The 16,042-nt window shown below is 60.6% G+C and carries 16 protein-coding genes; 2 read left to right on the top strand and 14 right to left on the bottom strand.

The window, feature by feature from the left end; all coding sequences use genetic code 11:
* Positions 1 to 2: 2 nt before the first annotated feature.
* Genes pilP through AOZ53_RS17810 form a run of 7 tightly spaced genes read right to left on the bottom strand, consistent with a single transcriptional unit; the run spans position 3 to position 7,675 of the window.
* The gene (pilP, locus tag AOZ53_RS33485) at positions 3 to 473 is read right to left on the bottom strand and encodes a type IV pilus biogenesis protein PilP (RefSeq protein WP_338328941.1); all 471 of its coding nucleotides are present in this window, start codon (positions 471 to 473) and stop codon (positions 3 to 5) included.
* Positions 474 to 507: 34 nt separating this feature from the next.
* Entirely contained in the window at positions 508 to 1,836 is a 1,329-nt protein-coding gene (gene pilO2 / locus AOZ53_RS17835) for a type 4b pilus protein PilO2 (protein ID WP_006225793.1), read from the bottom strand.
* A gap of 4 nt (positions 1,837 to 1,840) precedes the next feature.
* Positions 1,841 to 3,592: a PilN family type IVB pilus formation outer membrane protein gene (locus AOZ53_RS17830; RefSeq protein ID WP_052017902.1), complete on the bottom strand. Its 1,752-nt coding sequence runs from the start codon at positions 3,590 to 3,592 to the stop codon at positions 1,841 to 1,843.
* Complete coding sequence (locus tag AOZ53_RS17825; protein WP_006225795.1) at positions 3,589 to 4,581, bottom strand: TcpQ domain-containing protein; 993 nt, start codon at positions 4,579 to 4,581, stop codon at positions 3,589 to 3,591. Before AOZ53_RS17825 ends, AOZ53_RS17830 begins: the two co-directional genes overlap by 4 nt.
* On the bottom strand, positions 4,582 to 5,901 hold the full coding sequence (locus AOZ53_RS17820; RefSeq protein ID WP_081247809.1) for a TraB/TrbI/VirB10 family type IV secretion system protein: 1,320 nt from the start codon (positions 5,899 to 5,901) through the stop codon (positions 4,582 to 4,584).
* On the bottom strand, positions 5,898 to 6,866 hold the full coding sequence (locus tag AOZ53_RS17815; protein ID WP_006225797.1) for a TrbG/VirB9 family P-type conjugative transfer protein: 969 nt from the start codon (positions 6,864 to 6,866) through the stop codon (positions 5,898 to 5,900). The genes AOZ53_RS17820 and AOZ53_RS17815 overlap by 4 nt, the downstream gene beginning before the upstream one ends.
* Positions 6,866 to 7,675 (bottom strand): VirB8/TrbF family protein, encoded by an 810-nt coding sequence (locus AOZ53_RS17810; protein ID WP_054488777.1) that lies wholly within the window; start codon positions 7,673 to 7,675, stop codon positions 6,866 to 6,868. The genes AOZ53_RS17815 and AOZ53_RS17810 overlap by 1 nt, the downstream gene beginning before the upstream one ends.
* A 246-nt stretch (positions 7,676 to 7,921) precedes the next feature.
* Here AOZ53_RS17810 and AOZ53_RS33480 point away from each other — a divergent pair, with 246 nt between their 5' ends.
* Together AOZ53_RS33480 and AOZ53_RS34215 are read left to right on the top strand one after the other, a co-directional pair.
* Positions 7,922 to 8,134, top strand: coding sequence for a hypothetical protein (locus AOZ53_RS33480; protein WP_052017976.1), 213 nt, complete (start codon positions 7,922 to 7,924; stop codon positions 8,132 to 8,134).
* Positions 8,131 to 8,292 carry a hypothetical protein gene (locus AOZ53_RS34215; RefSeq protein WP_155523078.1) on the top strand — a complete coding sequence of 54 codons (162 nt, stop codon included), beginning with the start codon at positions 8,131 to 8,133 and terminating at the stop codon, positions 8,290 to 8,292. The genes AOZ53_RS33480 and AOZ53_RS34215 overlap by 4 nt, the downstream gene beginning before the upstream one ends.
* A 5-nt stretch (positions 8,293 to 8,297) precedes the next feature.
* Here the strand turns inward: AOZ53_RS34215 and AOZ53_RS17805 are convergent, their stop codons facing one another.
* The 7 genes from AOZ53_RS17805 to AOZ53_RS33475 all read right to left on the bottom strand — a co-directional run bounded on the left by AOZ53_RS17805 (position 8,298) and on the right by AOZ53_RS33475 (position 16,011).
* Positions 8,298 to 9,317, bottom strand: coding sequence for a type IV secretion system protein (locus AOZ53_RS17805; RefSeq protein WP_058207508.1), 1,020 nt, complete (start codon positions 9,315 to 9,317; stop codon positions 8,298 to 8,300).
* Between the two features lie 306 nt (positions 9,318 to 9,623).
* Positions 9,624 to 10,334 carry a TrbJ/VirB5 family protein gene (locus tag AOZ53_RS17800; RefSeq protein ID WP_231690635.1) on the bottom strand — a complete coding sequence of 237 codons (711 nt, stop codon included), beginning with the start codon at positions 10,332 to 10,334 and terminating at the stop codon, positions 9,624 to 9,626.
* A 685-nt stretch (positions 10,335 to 11,019) separates the two neighbouring features.
* Entirely contained in the window at positions 11,020 to 13,653 is a 2,634-nt protein-coding gene (locus AOZ53_RS17795; protein ID WP_006222323.1) for a VirB4 family type IV secretion system protein, read from the bottom strand.
* A complete protein-coding gene (locus AOZ53_RS17790) occupies positions 13,644 to 13,976 on the bottom strand; it encodes a VirB3 family type IV secretion system protein (RefSeq protein ID WP_006222322.1) in 333 nt (110 codons plus the stop codon). Before AOZ53_RS17790 ends, AOZ53_RS17795 begins: the two co-directional genes overlap by 10 nt.
* Before the next feature lie 7 nt (positions 13,977 to 13,983).
* A complete protein-coding gene (locus AOZ53_RS17785) occupies positions 13,984 to 14,355 on the bottom strand; it encodes a hypothetical protein (protein ID WP_006222321.1) in 372 nt (123 codons plus the stop codon).
* The gene (locus AOZ53_RS17780) at positions 14,348 to 15,403 is read right to left on the bottom strand and encodes a CpaF family protein (protein ID WP_006222320.1); all 1,056 of its coding nucleotides are present in this window, start codon (positions 15,401 to 15,403) and stop codon (positions 14,348 to 14,350) included. The genes AOZ53_RS17785 and AOZ53_RS17780 overlap by 8 nt, the downstream gene beginning before the upstream one ends.
* Complete coding sequence (locus AOZ53_RS33475; protein WP_006222319.1) at positions 15,403 to 16,011, bottom strand: lytic transglycosylase domain-containing protein; 609 nt, start codon at positions 16,009 to 16,011, stop codon at positions 15,403 to 15,405. The genes AOZ53_RS17780 and AOZ53_RS33475 overlap by 1 nt, the downstream gene beginning before the upstream one ends.
* Positions 16,012 to 16,042: the final 31 nt, after the last annotated feature.

Below are 16,042 nucleotides of genomic sequence, written 5' to 3'. Positions count from 1 at the left end.
GTTTACCTTCCAGGCTGGAATGGAACCGCGGCCCCGGGGAAGGGAGACGTCAGGCGAACAGAGCCCTCGGTAACGCTTTGGGGGGCTTCCGCCGAGAAGCCCAGGCGTAGGTCTTGACCGTTCCGCGTAAGGACCACCCTGTCTACGGAAATTGATTTCACGCGATAGCCTCCGGGGATGTCCTCGCCTGCGCGAGCTGTGGCCTGCGCGCCGCCCGCGTACACCAAAATGGCGGATAGCTTCCCTCCAATCCCTTGTACAGACCGAACCGTAGGAACGCCGGTCGCACTGCGATCTTCGACGCGAGACGTCTTTTCGTAGGCCAGTTTTGCTTCATTCATTCCGGTCAGCGCTTCATAAGTGAGCCTGCGTAGCTGGATTTCGGCGAGGTCTGCGAGGGTGCTCGCGGTTGCGGGGCCAGAGTCGGGCGAGCGCGCGACTTGCCCGACCGCGTGGGAGACAGGTCCGAGCATCAGAGCGACGAACGCCGCTAGGCCAAATACGTTCTTACTTTCCATAGATCTCTCCTTTAAGCGTGTAGGAGAGCTTTCTCTCCTTGAGGGACGTAGACTGCTCCAGCAGCCGCACGCCGCGCGTGTCAAAACCGGCGAAGACGGAGGCGGCAGGCCAATCACTGACGATTTCGAAGGTCGCAGTGCTCCAGTCCGGGGCGGGCTCGCCTACCTGCTCGTTGGGGGTGCTGTGAGTAGGCGGAGCCTTTGGCGCGACCTTGATCGGAATAAGCTGCTTCTGGAGGTGGGAGACAAGGCTATCCACCCTGTGTCCGATCTCCAGCATCTCGTCGTCGCCTCCCGCAGGCGCTTTGGACATGACGCGCACTGTCGCTTGGTCGGCGTCCGCCTGGATCGACACGGCGTATCCCGGGGGAAACACCGCTGCCGCTGCTGCTCTGAACTCCATGACCGTGGCGCCGGGCCGCCGCGCATATGCCGCCTCGTATGAACTCGGCGTGCAGTTTTGCGCGCGGAGTTCCCATGCAGCGACATCCAGTGGTGTCGATCTCGCGGCTGCTATGCAGTGCGAAATCATCGCGGGCACGGAGGGCGTAGTCGTCCATGGATGTACCAAAGCGGCAGGCCGAACGTCCTGGCCACTATCTTTCCGAACGCGCTCCAGCTCGGCCTGGCGGAGCCGTTCAAGGCGTTCTTCGCGCTCGCGTTCGTGCTGGCGCCAGACCATATAGACGATGGTGAGCGCGATGATCGCCGCCACCGAAAGGGCCAGGAGAAGCCATTCGCGGCGACTCAGCCCGAAGCGAAGCGGCTTTAGCTTGTGATCGCGCGTGGCAGCTCGGGCGAGTACCTCCAGCGTGACAGATGCATCACCGCCAAAGTCGAGCTCGGATGGGGCGTAGACGGTGACTTCCTTCCCCTTGGAAGAGAGCAGCGCGTAAAGAGCGCGCACTGCGTCCTGTGCCTGAGCCAGAGTGTCGAAAACAACGTCCGAGTCAGGCACCACGCCGCCATCCTTGAACGCGACAATGGCGAATCGCCCATCTCCGACCGCGAAGGCCGCAATAAGGGGGTCGAGCGTGGACTGCCCCTCTTTACGCAGCAGCAGGTCCGCCACGATCGAGGCGAGGCTGAACATGCCTTTCTGAACTCCCGCTTGCTTGCGCACAAAGCCGGCCTGGATGATTGTGGGCAGTCGGCGAATAGCGACGATGTCCATACCGTCTCGCTTGCCGATCTCGCGCGCCTCTTTCATGACCTTTTGGGGTTGCGAAAGTGTCTGCCAGTACAGACCGGAAACGAGGGACTTTCCGCCGGCCGAGATCACTATCACCCGGCCGGGTTCTGGTTGTTTCGGACCCATAGGCTCAGCTCGCTGTTGCTCTGTAGTCGCCAGCGCTGCCGCCAGACTCGTGAATCTCGGAGTCATCATCCAAGACGATAGGGGTGATTAGAATCACGACCACCTCGCGTCGATTGTTCGTGGAGCCCCCACCGCCCGTGAGCCAGTTTGATGGGCTGAACATCCCGCTCCTGTTCCCGCGGTCGACGTTCTGCTCGAAGCCGGAGAGAATCAGCGTCTGACCTGATCGGAGGCGTACACGTTGGGAGAAGATTCGGCTGTCCACCTCCGGGACTTCAATGGAGTTGTCGCCGCTCGTGACCGTGCGCAGGCGAGGATCTGTTGAGAGGTTCATCGTGAACTGCAGCAGCATCTGGTCGCTGTCGATCATGAACGGGAGAAGATCCATGGAGAAGCCGGTCGTGACGGTCCCCGGTGTGAGCGCCGAGGTTGAGCCAACTTGAGCCGTGGCGGTGTTGGATACTGCAGCAAGATAGCTGGTCTGCTTTGCTACCTGGACTGGGACAGGCTGATAGTTGAGGGTCGTGACCGAGGGCTGTGTCACGATCGATACGCGACCTTGGCTCGACAGCGCGCGGAGAATGGCTTTTGAGCCAGCGAACTGGCCGGCTGTGCCGGTTGCGGTGTCCAAGATTCCGATTGAGGCCGAGCCCGCGCTAGAGGCTGCGGTGAAGGCATTGGCGACAGTGATTCCGTAGTTGCCGTTCAGCGACTTGTACACAGCAGTCAAGTCGAGGCCTTGGTCATCTGTCTCTGTCCGCTGCACGACTGCCACGGTGATGTTGAAAAGGGCCTGTCGCGTGATGTTTCGGTTCTCTGTTTTGAGATAGGCCGCGATGCGGCTGAGCACGTCCGGCGTGTCCGTGACCGCCACGGTCCCAGTGCTGACGGACAAGCTCGATTGGCCCAGACCTGGAGTGAGCATGCTTTTGATCATCCGGTCCACATCCTCCGCCAAGTTCGATTCAATCGAAACCATCGTCGTCTGTGTGGAGCCGCCTGACACGGTGCTCCCGCCTGAGCCTGAGGAAGACGTGGCGCCGGCGGCACCCTGACCGCTAGTGCCGGATGATGCAAGCTGGGTGCCAGATTGCACGACAGACTGCATGTTGGTCTTGGACTGGATTGCGTATATGCGAAAGACTCGGGTGTCCAGGTAGTGGATCTGGACGGCGCCATCACGGAAAGTCCAGCTCAAGCCCAGTCGTGAGGTCACGGCATCGAGCAGCCCCGGTAGGGGCTTGCCGTCCCAACGAATGCCGGAGATCGTTGTGTCTCGTGCGGACATCGAGGGCAGCGATGAGCCTGCGCTGAGGGCGCCGACCCCGCCTGGGGGGATCGGCCCCCCGGATCCCGTCGGTGGGGTCATATCAGGCGTCCTGGCGGCGGTGCGTGCACCACCGCTCAGCGCTGTGATGGCATCAGGGGTGATCCTGACGGGCACTCCGCACAACGCCGTCACCGTTTGTCCAAACTCAAATACGCTGATCGGAGCGGCAGGGACAAATGTGATTGGGCATTGAAGGGGTGCGGGATATGCGGCCGCAGACGGCCGCGTAATTGGCGTCTTCGATACCCACGGGCGATCGATTACCTCCACTGCGCGATCTCGGGTCTTTCGCATGCTGGCTGCGCTGGCGGCGTGCTCGCCGTAGGCATCGTCCACGCGCGCCTCGGTATCCTTAATGCGCTGCAGAGCGCAGCCAGACAGGGTCGTCGCGAATGCGATCGCGATCACAATTGCTTTTCTCATCATTTCCTCTCCATCACTTCCAGTACTTTGTTGTCCCGATAGGCGAGGCCATTGAATTTCCTTTTGGCGACGTCATACGCAGCTAGCAGGTCATTGGCCGCATCCCAAAATTCGCCTCGGAGCGTGACCGGGACTTCGATGATGTAGTCGAAATCGGGGTGCCACTTGACGGGCTGCCACCCTGCCGCTTGGGCCCAGCCGTCGAGCGTCTGTTGAACGGTCTTACCCGTCTCGGCGTGCCACTCCTGGACGGGGGGTGGCGGCGGAACGGGCGGAGCGGTGCTTGTGGCCGCGGTGACATCGACGGTCGTGACGGGTGCGAGAGTGGCGCCACCTGGCGCAATGACGTCAGCTCCGGAGCGGCTGTCTCCCGTTTTTGGCTCCGCGATGGGTCCGCCTAAGGCGACTCCCATGAACGCGGCCAGACTGGAGCCGTCTGGCATCGAGGCGACGAGGGGCTGTGCGGTCGCCTGCAACGCAGGGGCGGGTGCAACGATTGGCTTGTACGACGGGTCAGGCCCGGCAGCGGCGTCAGCGGCAGTGCGACGAAATGCCAACTGCTCTCTCGTGGCAGGGACCGCGGCGCTGCCCGTCTGTCGAGCCGGCGTGGCCAGTCCCGTGTAGCTGCCTTCAGGCGGAATCCCAGCGCGCCACGCTACCGCTTCTCGCTTACCGAGTCTGAAAGCGAGGCGGGCTTCCATATGAGGCACGACAATGTATGGAGACTGCGCCTCCCAAGCGAGCAGAATTCGCCCGCCAGGTGCGTCGGCGAAAATGGCCGGGATCTCGGTTCCGGGTGCGAACTGCAGATACACCCTCTTGCCGTTGTCAAAAATCTGCACAGGAGAGATACCGCTGTCGCCGGCCTGCTTCCAGTTGAATTCATACACGGCCGGCACGGGGGCCGAGAACTCGGGCTGGGCGGCGGTGGCGATGGGCGGCATCAGCGCAGCCCATGCAATGACTATTAGATGGGTGAGGCGATTCTGCATTCAGTAGCTCCTGACTATGTTGGGGTCAAGCACGAGATCTCGCGCGACGACGATGTTTATCTTGTCCGCAGGTTCGAGCGTGAGGGTCCTCTTGATCGACTGATTCCGTTGGAGAATCTGACGGACGGTGTCGCTTAGTGCTTGACCCGCGGTGCCTGTCAGCGTCGAAGTGGCGTTGCCGCTGTTCGAGCCGCCACTTCCCACGTTTATGGTGACGTTCTGGCTCTTGTCGTAATGGCCTGCCAGCGCCGCCACTGCAGCTACGCCGAAGGCGCTTCCAAAGCGCTGCCAGAAGTGGTCGTCAACCTGTGCAGCAATGCCTGCGGCGCCCGTCCGATCGGAAATGTCCCAGCCGCCTAGAGCCACCCGGCCGCCGCTCGGGAAGTCCATCCGGTTGACAGACATGAGGATGCGGCTTTGGCCTTCAGCGATGTCCGTGCTCACCTCGCCAGTGAGCGCGGTGCCTCTCTCTATGAGGAGGTGCTCGCCACGTAGGCTGTCGTAGACGTCCGACGTCACCATGGCGCGGAACGTGCCCGGGGCATCTGTATTCAGGGACTGCTGGATCACAGCAGGGATGATCCAACCTTCGCGGATGTAGTATGGGGATGGCGCTGCGGAGGCGAACAACGGCGGCTTTATGTTGCCAGGAGTGCCGGCCTGTCGGCCGGCACTGGCCTGCGGTCCAACGACCTGGCCAACCGTGTTGGCGGGGCCACCGGCCGGCTGCGCACCAGGTATACCCCCGGCGGAAAAGCCGGAGGTGTCGATGCCGGCTGCTGTAGCGACGGTAGACACGTCACGAAGTGCTGCTTCCGCGCCGGCTGGGTCGCGATGCGATGATCGCCCGATCGTGGTTTGAGGTTCGTCGGCGTCCTGCGATTCCCAGAAACCGATCTCCACTGCGGAGAGATCCTCCTGTTGCGCGATTGTCACTGTGTTGCGGTGGTCCTCTATCCGCCTGGCATCGGCCTCGGTGCGAGTTGGCTCCGTAGTCGGAGCTTGATCAGCGATCTGCGGCGCATTAGACGGCTTGGGCGCGGCCTCTTCGTTCCGACTGAGACGGTCGCGTAGCTGGTCGGCAATCAGCCGCTGCACTGCGAATGGATTTCCTGCTTCCTTGGCGGCGCGCTCCTGCTCTTCCTTCCTAGCGCGGGCGTCGGCGGCGGATTCCGGCGCTATTCCAGCGAGCCGTCGCACGAGAACGAAGCCGAGAACGACGGCGATGAACGTGATTAGGACGATCTTGATCAGTCCTCGCGACACCGCAGTACGGCGTTGGGGCGAAGGACTGCTGGAAGGGGAGGGAGCGGCACTCATGGGTATGTCGCGCTGTTGAGATTCTTGACACCAGACACGCCGCAGCCGAAGAGCCCGCACGCTTTGCCGCGCCGGTTAAAGATGCGGACCTCATCTTTTCGAAGCTTCAGCAGTGCCCCATCGGGGAAAAGTCGCTGGACCACAAAGTAATTGCGGCGAACCGTAAAGTTGACTAGCTCTGCCGTTCCGTCCGCTCCCAGCGCGAAGATGGCGGGAATCTCCTGTACGTCGGCTGGGAGCTGTATCCAGGTGAACTTCCCATCATCGAAAACCATGGCGGGCTTGAACGGCGCGCTACCTTCCACCCGGTAATCAAAGTTCGCCTTCGAAATGTCGACGATGTCGGCCGGGCGCCCACCCTGGTGGGCACGCGACGATGAGCCAGAGCGGACGGCTGGGGCCGGAGCGTCCCATTCTGCGCTGCCCATTGGACCGTTCGGGCTGGCGGGCATCGGACCATTGCCTCCGAAGGTGTCCAGGCCGGCTACTGCGGAATCCTGATCGGGGTCCGCAGCCCAGTTGACGCGCTTGTAATACGAGCCTTTGGATGCTGAGACGAAGGTGACTTGATAGGTGCGGAGGTTCGTAATGATCGTCGCGGTGTTGAGCAGGTTGTCGCCCTTCGACATGACAAAAAGATCGCGCTTCGTTCGGGCCGGCTTGAACGTCCAACGGCTGGCGCTGGTATCCGACGCGTAATAGCCCTTGAGGATCTCGCCGGCGGCGAATTCCAGATGAACCATCGTGAAAGGCCGCATTAAGACGGGGTAGTCATAGTCGCGATCGAAGTTGAAAGTGACCAACCGCGCATCCAACGGCATCGGAACTGCAGCGTTCGGGCCCGTTCCGGCACGCTTCTGCGCCTGCGCGACCTCTGCTCGGACGTCGCTCTCCTGCGCGTGCGCCGGGACGCCCACGCAGAGCACGGCGATTACCGCTGCAAGTAGGGAAATGGCCTGACGCATTACTGTGCTCCCTGAATTCGAACGCTCGTGGGGCCGAAGTAGTCCGTGAGGGTCCACCACTCGATCTTGACGCCAAGCGGGTTGGAACGCTGCTCATCGATCGCTTGCTTATCGGTAGAAAGGAGGAATCGGATTGTCAGAAGCTTGGTTTTCGGCTCTCCGAATTCCTTGCCATTGACGCGCTCTTGCAGGGTGAGAAGCATGTAGGCCTGTTTACCGTCCACGCTGTAGGTGGTGGAGTTCTCGGTGACTTCACGCGTGAGTCCAGGCTGATCCGCTATGCGGACGCCGATCGGATCGACCTTGGCGAAGTAGTCGGTGAGCTGATCTGTCGCTGTGCCAATGGTCCAGCGAGTTGCTTTCGGGATGTCAACGTCGATTGAGTCCGACGGGTTCGGTTTGATGGTAAGTAGCCAGGTGGCCCATTGGCGCAGAAAGAACGTCTTATTGGCGGTTTCCGGCGTGAATCGCTCGGCAACACGGTCGGAAATCCAGACCGCGCCCGAGCGGGCGTCCCACTCGACGAAATAGGGGGTCTGCTGCTTGAGTGGCACCAACTGATATAGGGCAATGCCCTCGACCAGGGCGACGAGGAAGAACGCGAAGGCGACTAGCGCGGAGCGGTCGGCTTGTTGCAATGGACGCTGGAACACCGCGTAGTAGAGACGATGCGCGCGTTGGGTCAATGGGAGGATGTGCGCGTCGAACGACGGGTCCTCCGCGGTTTGGACGGGCGGCTGGGAAGTGTCTGTTGGGCGGAGATCTGGACGGCGACGGCGCATGAAGCGGCCCTTGAAGTTGAGGGGCATGGTTAGGCTCAGCGTTGGAGAGGATGCGTGGACGCGCACGCGTCGACGGCGCGGATGCAGTTACCGCTTGAAGAAAGTCCGTAGGAAGGGATAAACTCAAGCCGTAGGCTCGACCTTTGCCCGTGGCAATCGTTGGCCACACCAGCGGGCAGGGCGCCCTTGCGGAGGCCCTCCATACCAGAGTGGTCCGAGTTGGCGTTTGATAGACTCGGGCCCATCGAACAAAAATCGTATGGGGTGTCCACCATGTCCAAAGCAAAGTTCGGCTTGCTCGTTGCCGTCGCCGCGATTGCGATCGGCGTGGCTGTGTATGCGTTGCAGAAGTCGCGGGGATCCACCGCAGCAACGTCGATTGAACAGTCGAGCGTGGCGAAGCGGGAGGCCATTAAGCAGATGACACCGCTTTGTTTGGCCGGGATGGATTGCCCTGCAAATGCATCTGCCGGAGATAAGAGATGAGCGGACTGTTGGGATTCGCCGCGCTTGCGATCTTGGCGCGCGCTTTTCTGAAGGGCTTCGCTGCGGCGGGTCGCGACGACGGTGTCGGCGAGAGCTACGCTGACCGCTTCGACAAAGAATGGGAAGAGGAGTGGGCGCGGGAAGTGCGCGAGGGTTGAGGAGGTCATCGCTTGCCTCCGCTGCGCAAGATTTTTGCGGCCATGCCGCGGCCCACCATCCCTCGTCCGAAACTTTGCGCGTTTGCGCTGCCCCCCGCAACGAGCGCCTGTGCAAGGCCTGGTACTTGCCACATCATGTATGCAGCGATGAATCCTAAAAGGGCGATCGCGATCATCGCAATTTCATTGGACGCGAAGTAGAGATCCGCCTCCTTCCGGCTGTCGATCTTGTCGTAAAAGCTGACCAGTGTCGGGACAACACCCTTCGTTATGAGCACAGCGACAAACCACGCGACAAGCTGCTGCAGCGAGGCAGCGATCATGAATCGCAACCAGCCGTCGAACAAGAAGGAAACAGCGGGGATGATCGATAGGCCGACTAGCAGCGGCCCGAGGGCGAGACCGAGCTGCAGCATGACATAGGACATCTGCAAGACGACAATGAACGCGATCGACATCAGCACCATCGCGATGATTGCCAAGATTTGGCATAAAAAGATCACAAGGATGAGGGGCAAGTTCTTGAGAATCTCGAAGAACCCAATCTGATCTTTGTTGACGCATTCGGCGGGGCGTGAGTCGATGATCCAGTCCAGAGGATTCAGTGACCACCCTCCATGCATCTTGCAGTAGAGGGACTTTTCCGATTCCTTGCGCTTGCCATCGGCGATGAGCGAGATGGTGTCCATCGTCAACTTGAGAATCTCGACCGGATTTGCCGAGCCCTGAGTAATCTTGGTCGACGCTTCCTTGGTCGCGGTAACGAACATATCTCGCGGAACGCCATTCATGCTCTGCACGATCACCAAAACCACACCCATCCTCAGGATCAGATTGAAGAGGCTGACGAGGAACTTGACGGTGTCGCTGGCGAGGAAATAATCACGGAGCAGAAGCCAGAGAGCCGTACCCGAGGCTCCAACGGATAGGAGGATCAGCCCCTCCTCTTTAAAAATGTCGGCCAGGGCAAAGCCGGCCGTGTTGACGGCCGAGAACGCCTGATTGAATAGGGCTGCGACGTCCATGTCAGCCTCCGAGATGCCAGCCGAGCGCGCGAGCACCTGCATCAAGCGCGAAGAGGGCGGCGGATGTGAAAATCACTGCGACAAAGCCGGCTAGCGCGTTGGGGGACGCGCTGTCGACCTGCACGATGGCGATCGCCAACGACAGCCGCAGAGACTTCGCTGCCGCGCGTAGCGGCTTGTGCTCAAGTCGGCCACGCGCAGCAAGCTCCACCCTGTACCTGCGCCGCTCCTTGCATACGATTCGGAGCTCGCGACGGCTGCGGCAAAGGGCGAGTAGTACTCGACGGAGAGGCTTACCTGTCATGTCTAGAGGCCAAATTCGAGGCTTTTCATCTTTCCGATGGCGGAGCGCTTGTTCGCGGCTTCTTTGGTGACCGCGTCGTACCGCTGTTGCGCGCCTTCAACAGAAAGCTTGTTGAGGTCCTCTTTCGTGGCGCGGTCCTGGAGATCAAGCACGACCTGGCGCTGCATGAGACTGCGCATCTCCAGGAGTTCGCCGGCCAAGACGCTGGACTGCTGATTGAGGAGCTGCAGGCCTTGGACGTTGCCCTCAATGCCGGGAATCTGGCGGGACAACTGGCGTAGATTTGCAGCACGCGACGCGAAGGCCTCCATGGTCGCGAAGTCCTGGTCGAGCTGTTTGCGGTACACCCCGCCCTTGGTCTGAGCCAAGTGGACGAAGGCCGTACCCCAACGCTCAGGGGTCATGTTGAGAGACTTCATCTCGGCGCTCGCAGCGTCGTACATCCCTTGTAACTGCTTGCCCGCTTGGTAGAGATCGGAAACACTGGAAACGAGGTCGCGCATGGAGACTCCCTGACCGCTATACGCCTGGTCAGCCAGGCTGAGCACATTTCCGCCAAGCCGTTGTAAGTTCGCCAGGTTTTGTTGAACCATCGTGGTCTGCTGCGTGAGCTGCTGGGTTTGGTTCATCACGCTCAAAAGCTGTTGCGCGAAGTTGGCGCCGTCGAAGGTCGGAATGCCGGACGCTTTGGGGGCAATGGCGAAGCAACTCATGGCGATCGCCGTAAGGGCGCGAATGACGGTCCTGCGTTTGGGCGAGTGCATAGTCGTACCTCAGTAGTGAACACGGTTGTAGAGCGCGCCGTCGATGATGACGTCGATGGCACGCGGGCCCTTATAGGGCAGCCACACCACGCTGCTGAACACGTGCACGGTAGTGGGCGTACCGCCACCGGCGTCTCCGCCCGGGCCGCAGTTATCGCAGACCTCGTAGTGGCCGACGTATCCGCTGACGCATGCGCGTTGACCGGGCGAGCCACTCTCATTGCTGTCGGGCTCCGAAGTGGCATAGGTCCCCTGAAGCCGGAATTTCGGCCTGAATCGCTTTGTTTCGCCTGTCGGCGTCCCTTGAGCGACCACTTGACCTCGCCGCGCTGGCTCGTGGCCGGCCGGGCAAAGGTCGTATGGCTCGCGCGACTTCTTTGCGTAGTTGTTTGCGCCCGCCATTGCGCACGTAGGGAACGGTCCGGGCGGAACTGCATTCAGGACGCGCCAGAGCCGGTTGAGGTAGCCACTGCATTGGCTAGGGGGCTTTATGCCGGCAAGACATAGCAGCACTCCGCATCCCCACTCCGATCCACCTGGTTCATAGTCGGAAGTGTCGGGGAGCTGGAATGGTGCCGAGAATGCAGGCGCTTCGACAATAAGGAGCAGCGCCAGAAGCGCGCGGGCTGTCGATTTACGGATTTGATGCACGGACCACCTCTCGGAAGTATGCGTCGCGCCAGTCCTCGCGGTCGGACGCGCGATAGTGGTCAAACAGCGCTTGGGCGTCCAGTTCGCTCCGCAGGACCGCCAGTGTGCGTGTATCCAACTTCAAGGCAACCTTCCGCATGAAGCCATCCTTCTGCGTAAGAAAGTAGTCTTGCTTTGGAATGCCCTCGGCAAGTTGGTCGATTTGTTGCGGATTTAGGCCGAGCTCCGTAAACGCCTTGCGCAGAGATGGCGAAGTTTTGGCGGCCGGGTACGGCAGGATGATGCGGTTCGGGACGTTGTCCCGAATCGACGCATATATCGGCGAGTTGATGTACCGCTCCGGCGACTGGGCGTCCATCCAGACGCAGCCCAATAGCTTGCGGAGGGTATCGATCCACTCGGCCAGCTTCCTTGCAAAGATCGGCTCCTCCAGAAAACCCCATACCTCCGGCAGGCCGATGAACGTCGGGGCAATCAGTCCAGAGTTGCGGCGACTTTCAATCCGATCTTGAATGCGATAGAAGCAATAGATGAGATATGGGATGAGGACGTCCGGCTGCGCCAGGAGCTTTCCCATCTCGATGCCGAGAACAGCGGCAGCTCGTCCAGCCGCGATTTCATCGAAGATGTCCAAGCCGTTGTCGAACCAACGCGCATTCAAGGCATCGCCGACCCACTCTGCCAGAGCATGCTGGAAGGAACCGACAGGGAGCTGCACGTAGACTGCGTGCAGCCTCCAGTCCTTACGCTGGAGTTGGCGGGTTGCCAGAAGCGCCTTTTCTAGTTCTTCCCTGTCGTTGCTTGTTGCGAGGTACCCGCGACGCTCGGCGAGCGTGCAGATCCAGTCCTTGACAAACTTCAGGTGCCGGACTTCGCCAATAAGTGAGAGGGGGTTCACCGTCAGCCGATTGGTGCTAGCGTCTTCAGGATCGCAATAGACGCCGCCTTGCATCATTATTGGGATACGACTTGAGAAGGTTCGGTCGAAGATGAAAACGTCGGAGCCGAGGTACTTCCGAAAGAGGGTCCAGCCCAGGTTGACGATCGTGGTCTTCCCTAAGCCAGTTTCCCCCGACACCAGTGTGTGCCCGATATCGTGATAGAAGCCGGTCCAGAAGTATGGCGTGCCGTAATCGGTCGGCAGGCCAGCCAGGGCCGGAGACGGCCGCTTCATCGTGTTCGAAAGATGGCGATTTTCCTTTGAGCCTTGCGAGACGGTGCGAAGAGGTACAGCGCGAGCGACGACAGCGGCGCGTAGCGGTGCCCATCGTGCGATGTCGCGCCATGCGCCGGGGATTGTGGCCGTCCAACTAGAAATTGCGCCCAGTGTTTCGACCAGAGGCAAGAACTTTGCGCCGATCAGGGCGTCACCGACCTTTCCGGCCGTTGTTCTGACCTGGTCCATAGCGCTGTCCCAATCTTCAACCAGGTCGCTTTGGAACGGTGCGGATAGCGATGTGATGCTCAGCGTGTATTGGCCATAGGAGGCCTTCCCGCGGCTAACGCCCTTTTTCAGGTCCTCCGCTTCGTCCGCTGCTTCAACTCGTCCTCTGTCTTCGCGCGGTGCATAGTTCGGATCGCCTGAGTTTGCGGCAACGGCAGCAAGCGCTCGCAGATCCAGCGCGTTCGTTCTATGGTACGAACCCATCTGGTCAATCATTTTCGCGCTGGCGTTGGCGTCTTGGATCCGATAAACGTGGCTGATCGTCAGCTCACCAGGAACCTTGAGGAGGTCATCCAGTGCATGCGGGCGGATGCGGGAAGGATAAAACTGGTGCGCGGCGGGTATCGAGGTGACAACACCGATTCGCTTCCGGCCTTCAGCTTTGAAAAGGATGTAGTCCTCTGCGGGGATAACTTCGCCGTGGGACATCGACTCATCGAGGAAGTCCACCATGGCTACTGCACTCCGACGGGGCGCGGCAGGCGCGGCGCAGGATGCAAGGAATGCGCCGAGCTCATCCCCGACGAGTCGCGTGAGCGTAAGGGCAGGCAGGCTCGCCCGCATCCGAGTCAGTTGCTCCTCAAAGTCTTTGACGGCTGCCGCCAGCTCAACGGAGGTGTATGCGAAGTCTGCCTGGTCAGACCAAATTCCACGCAGCGCGTGGATCGCAGCACGAAGGGGACCTACCTTCTCGTGCGCCATCGCGTGAAAGAAGCGGCCGGCGATGCGGTCTAGACCCGCAGAAGCGCTCAGGGCGATGGCGAGATAATGCCGATTCGTGTAGTTCGACTTGGTCTTGAACGCATTACTGCGCTCGTCTTCGACGATCTGAGAGTAGGGGTCAGGCATGACCGCGGGCGCATACGGGTCGCTCCGTCGGCGGTGCGTGATAAACCAGAAAGTCAGCGGATTTCTGCTCGCGACCTGGAATGCATGCTCAGCCTGGTGCATGAGGCTCAGCAACTGCGCCGCCGATTGACTGTCGGTGTCGGGTCCCGTGTACTCGAAGCAAGCCATCAACGCGGAATCCTTGTTGACGACGATCTGTTCGTTGTAGCGGAACATCCAGGGGAGGAGTTCTGCCGTGGATGCCAAGCCTCTCACGCGCGCTGATTCGAGCTCGCCTAGTGTGCCGGCGTCGAGCGTGTAGCCATTTTTCTCAGTCAGTAGCATGGGAAATCTCTGCCAAAGCCGAACGGGCGCTTGTTGCGCTTCTGGGCGCGTGTGGCGCGGGGAACGTAGTGGTCGTGTTGCGCCTTGTATGCCTGGTACACGTCAATCTTGTCCGGGTCCTTGCGCATCACGTACCGGATGCCTAGGTACATCGGGATGCCGATGAGGGCCATCCATAGGCTGCGGCTTATGAGCACGACCATAGGCGCCAAAAGCAAGAATGCCGCCGCCGCCCGCCGATCGAGCCCAATAATGCGGCGTTTCTCGATGAGGGCCTTATCGACCTCCACCTCAAGTTCATCGATCGGATCTCGCTCGTCCATGGCTGCGTCAGACGCCGATAGAGCACATCAGGTTTCGCCCGGACACGAGCGCGACCACCGTGGCGATACCGAAGATGGATGCGATGCCGCCAGCCAGGCGGAGAGCGAAAACTTTCACCTTCGATTGGCCATCATCGAGCAACCACATCAAGATCGCGCCGACGCAGGCGACGAGCACTACAACGGAGATCAGCTCGTTGTTAACCACCGCCTGGAAGCCGGAGCAAAGCCGGCCCCCAAAAATGCTCTGTGCGAAAGCCGGGGTTGGAGCGAGGAGCGCGAGCGTCGCGTAGGCTACGAGGAGCAGCCTATCCGTACGTGTAGCGAGGCTACGACCACGGATCCATTGCTGGAGTTGGTGCAATTGATGACTAATCATAGTGTTGGTCCTGGAGTTGGATTTTGGAAAACAACAAGCGGGTTTGGTACAACCCATTTGAGTCGACGCCCAAGATTTCCCTGATCTCGCGGGGGCCTCTGGATGACCCGACGCGCTGGGCATGAACGACGAATCTGAACGTGGCTGCGATCTGTCTGCGAAGGTCCTGCAGAGGCCAGTTTTGGGTTTCTGGTGCCATTCTCAGCATCGACTCCAAGCGGGCCAGGGCCATAGCACTGGAGTCGGCGTGCAGGGATACCTGGCTACCTGGGTGGCCCGTATTCAGAGCGTCCAGGAGATCGAAAGCTTCTGCGCCGCGGACCTCGCCAAGCACAATCCGGTCCGGCCTGCATCGAAGGCTGAGCCTGACCAGGTCACGCACGCTGATCCCGAGCGCTTGGTTGGCTTCAAGGCCAACATGGTTGGGTACGGCCAGGCGCAGCTCGGCCGTGTCCTCGACCGTGATGACGCGGTCTGTGCTCGGAACAAGGTCCAAAAGAGCGTTGAGAAGTGTTGTCTTTCCGGCGGAGGTAGAGCCGCTGAGGACGATGTTGTGACGCCGCTCGATGATCCACTGGAAAAAATCTCGTAGCGCGGCGCCGCCATGACGCAGGGCGCTTTTTAAGGACGCTTGTTCTTGGTCGGCAGCGGCGGTTTCGAGTGGGTCTTGCGTGACAACGTCGAACGCACCGCTTTCGACGTAGCTGTCCAGAGAGATGCGCTTCGCGGCGAAACGACGAACGCAGAGCATCGAGCCCCGCAGAGCGATGGGCTTGCGCGCGGCAGCGATTCGAAGGCCGGGCAGGCGCGCGTCTAGGAGTGGGGAGTTTGGCTTGCCGTTCTTGCTCGCGATCAACGTAATTGCGCGGTCGACTTGCTCCTCGCTAAGGCCCGCATCTACCTTGCGCATGACACCGCGCTCTTCCACCCATATGTCGTCAGCGGCGTTCACCATCACCTCATTCACTTCGTTGGAGGTGAGGTACGGTTCAATCACGCTGAGGTGTTGCCTCAGGATGTCTTCCGCGTAAGTGGTCGACGCATCCATCAATGCTGCTCCTGCGAACGCTGCGAGGAGGCCTGGCCTGCCGCGATCAGCGAAGGGTCCGCTGTCTCAATTGCGAGGGCTGTGCCCGCTCCGGCGACAGGAGACCTGCCCGCCGGCTGGTCGGCCGGTGTTCGCGGTGAAAAGGGGACGCGAACCGGGATAAGAGTGCCGGCACGAATTGCGTTGAGCTTCGCCTGGATTTTGTTTGCATATGCGGCGCGCTTGGCGGGCGTTGAGGCGTTGTAGGCGCCCACGGCGTCCCAGGTGACGCCAAGGCGATCGAAGTTCTCAGCGAGAATCCAAGCTCCGACATAGGCTGAGACGCATGGATTGAAGAGGTCTTGCTTCGATACGCCGAAGCGTTGCAGGCGTTCCAGATGGACGCTGTTGATCTGAGCTAGGCCGTAGTCGCAGGATGCGTTTGCATTGGCGCAGTTCACTGCCTCCGCTCGGCCGGAGGATTCCTGCATGACTATTGCTTGCAGCAGTTGAACGTCAATTCGGTGATAGGCCGCTGCGGCGGCGATGCAGTCGGCATGCGCGTGCGACGGGAGCATTGCCCACAGCGCTATCGCGGCGGCGAATCGATACCGGGTTTGGAACTGCACGTCGCACCTTGGAGGAAAAAGCCCCGCCGGG

It is taken from the genome of Achromobacter sp. 2789STDY5608621 (assembly GCF_001299375.1).
Classification (GTDB): domain Bacteria; phylum Pseudomonadota; class Gammaproteobacteria; order Burkholderiales; family Burkholderiaceae_B; genus Achromobacter; species Achromobacter insuavis.
This window is presented reverse-complemented; position numbering and strand designations above follow the sequence as displayed.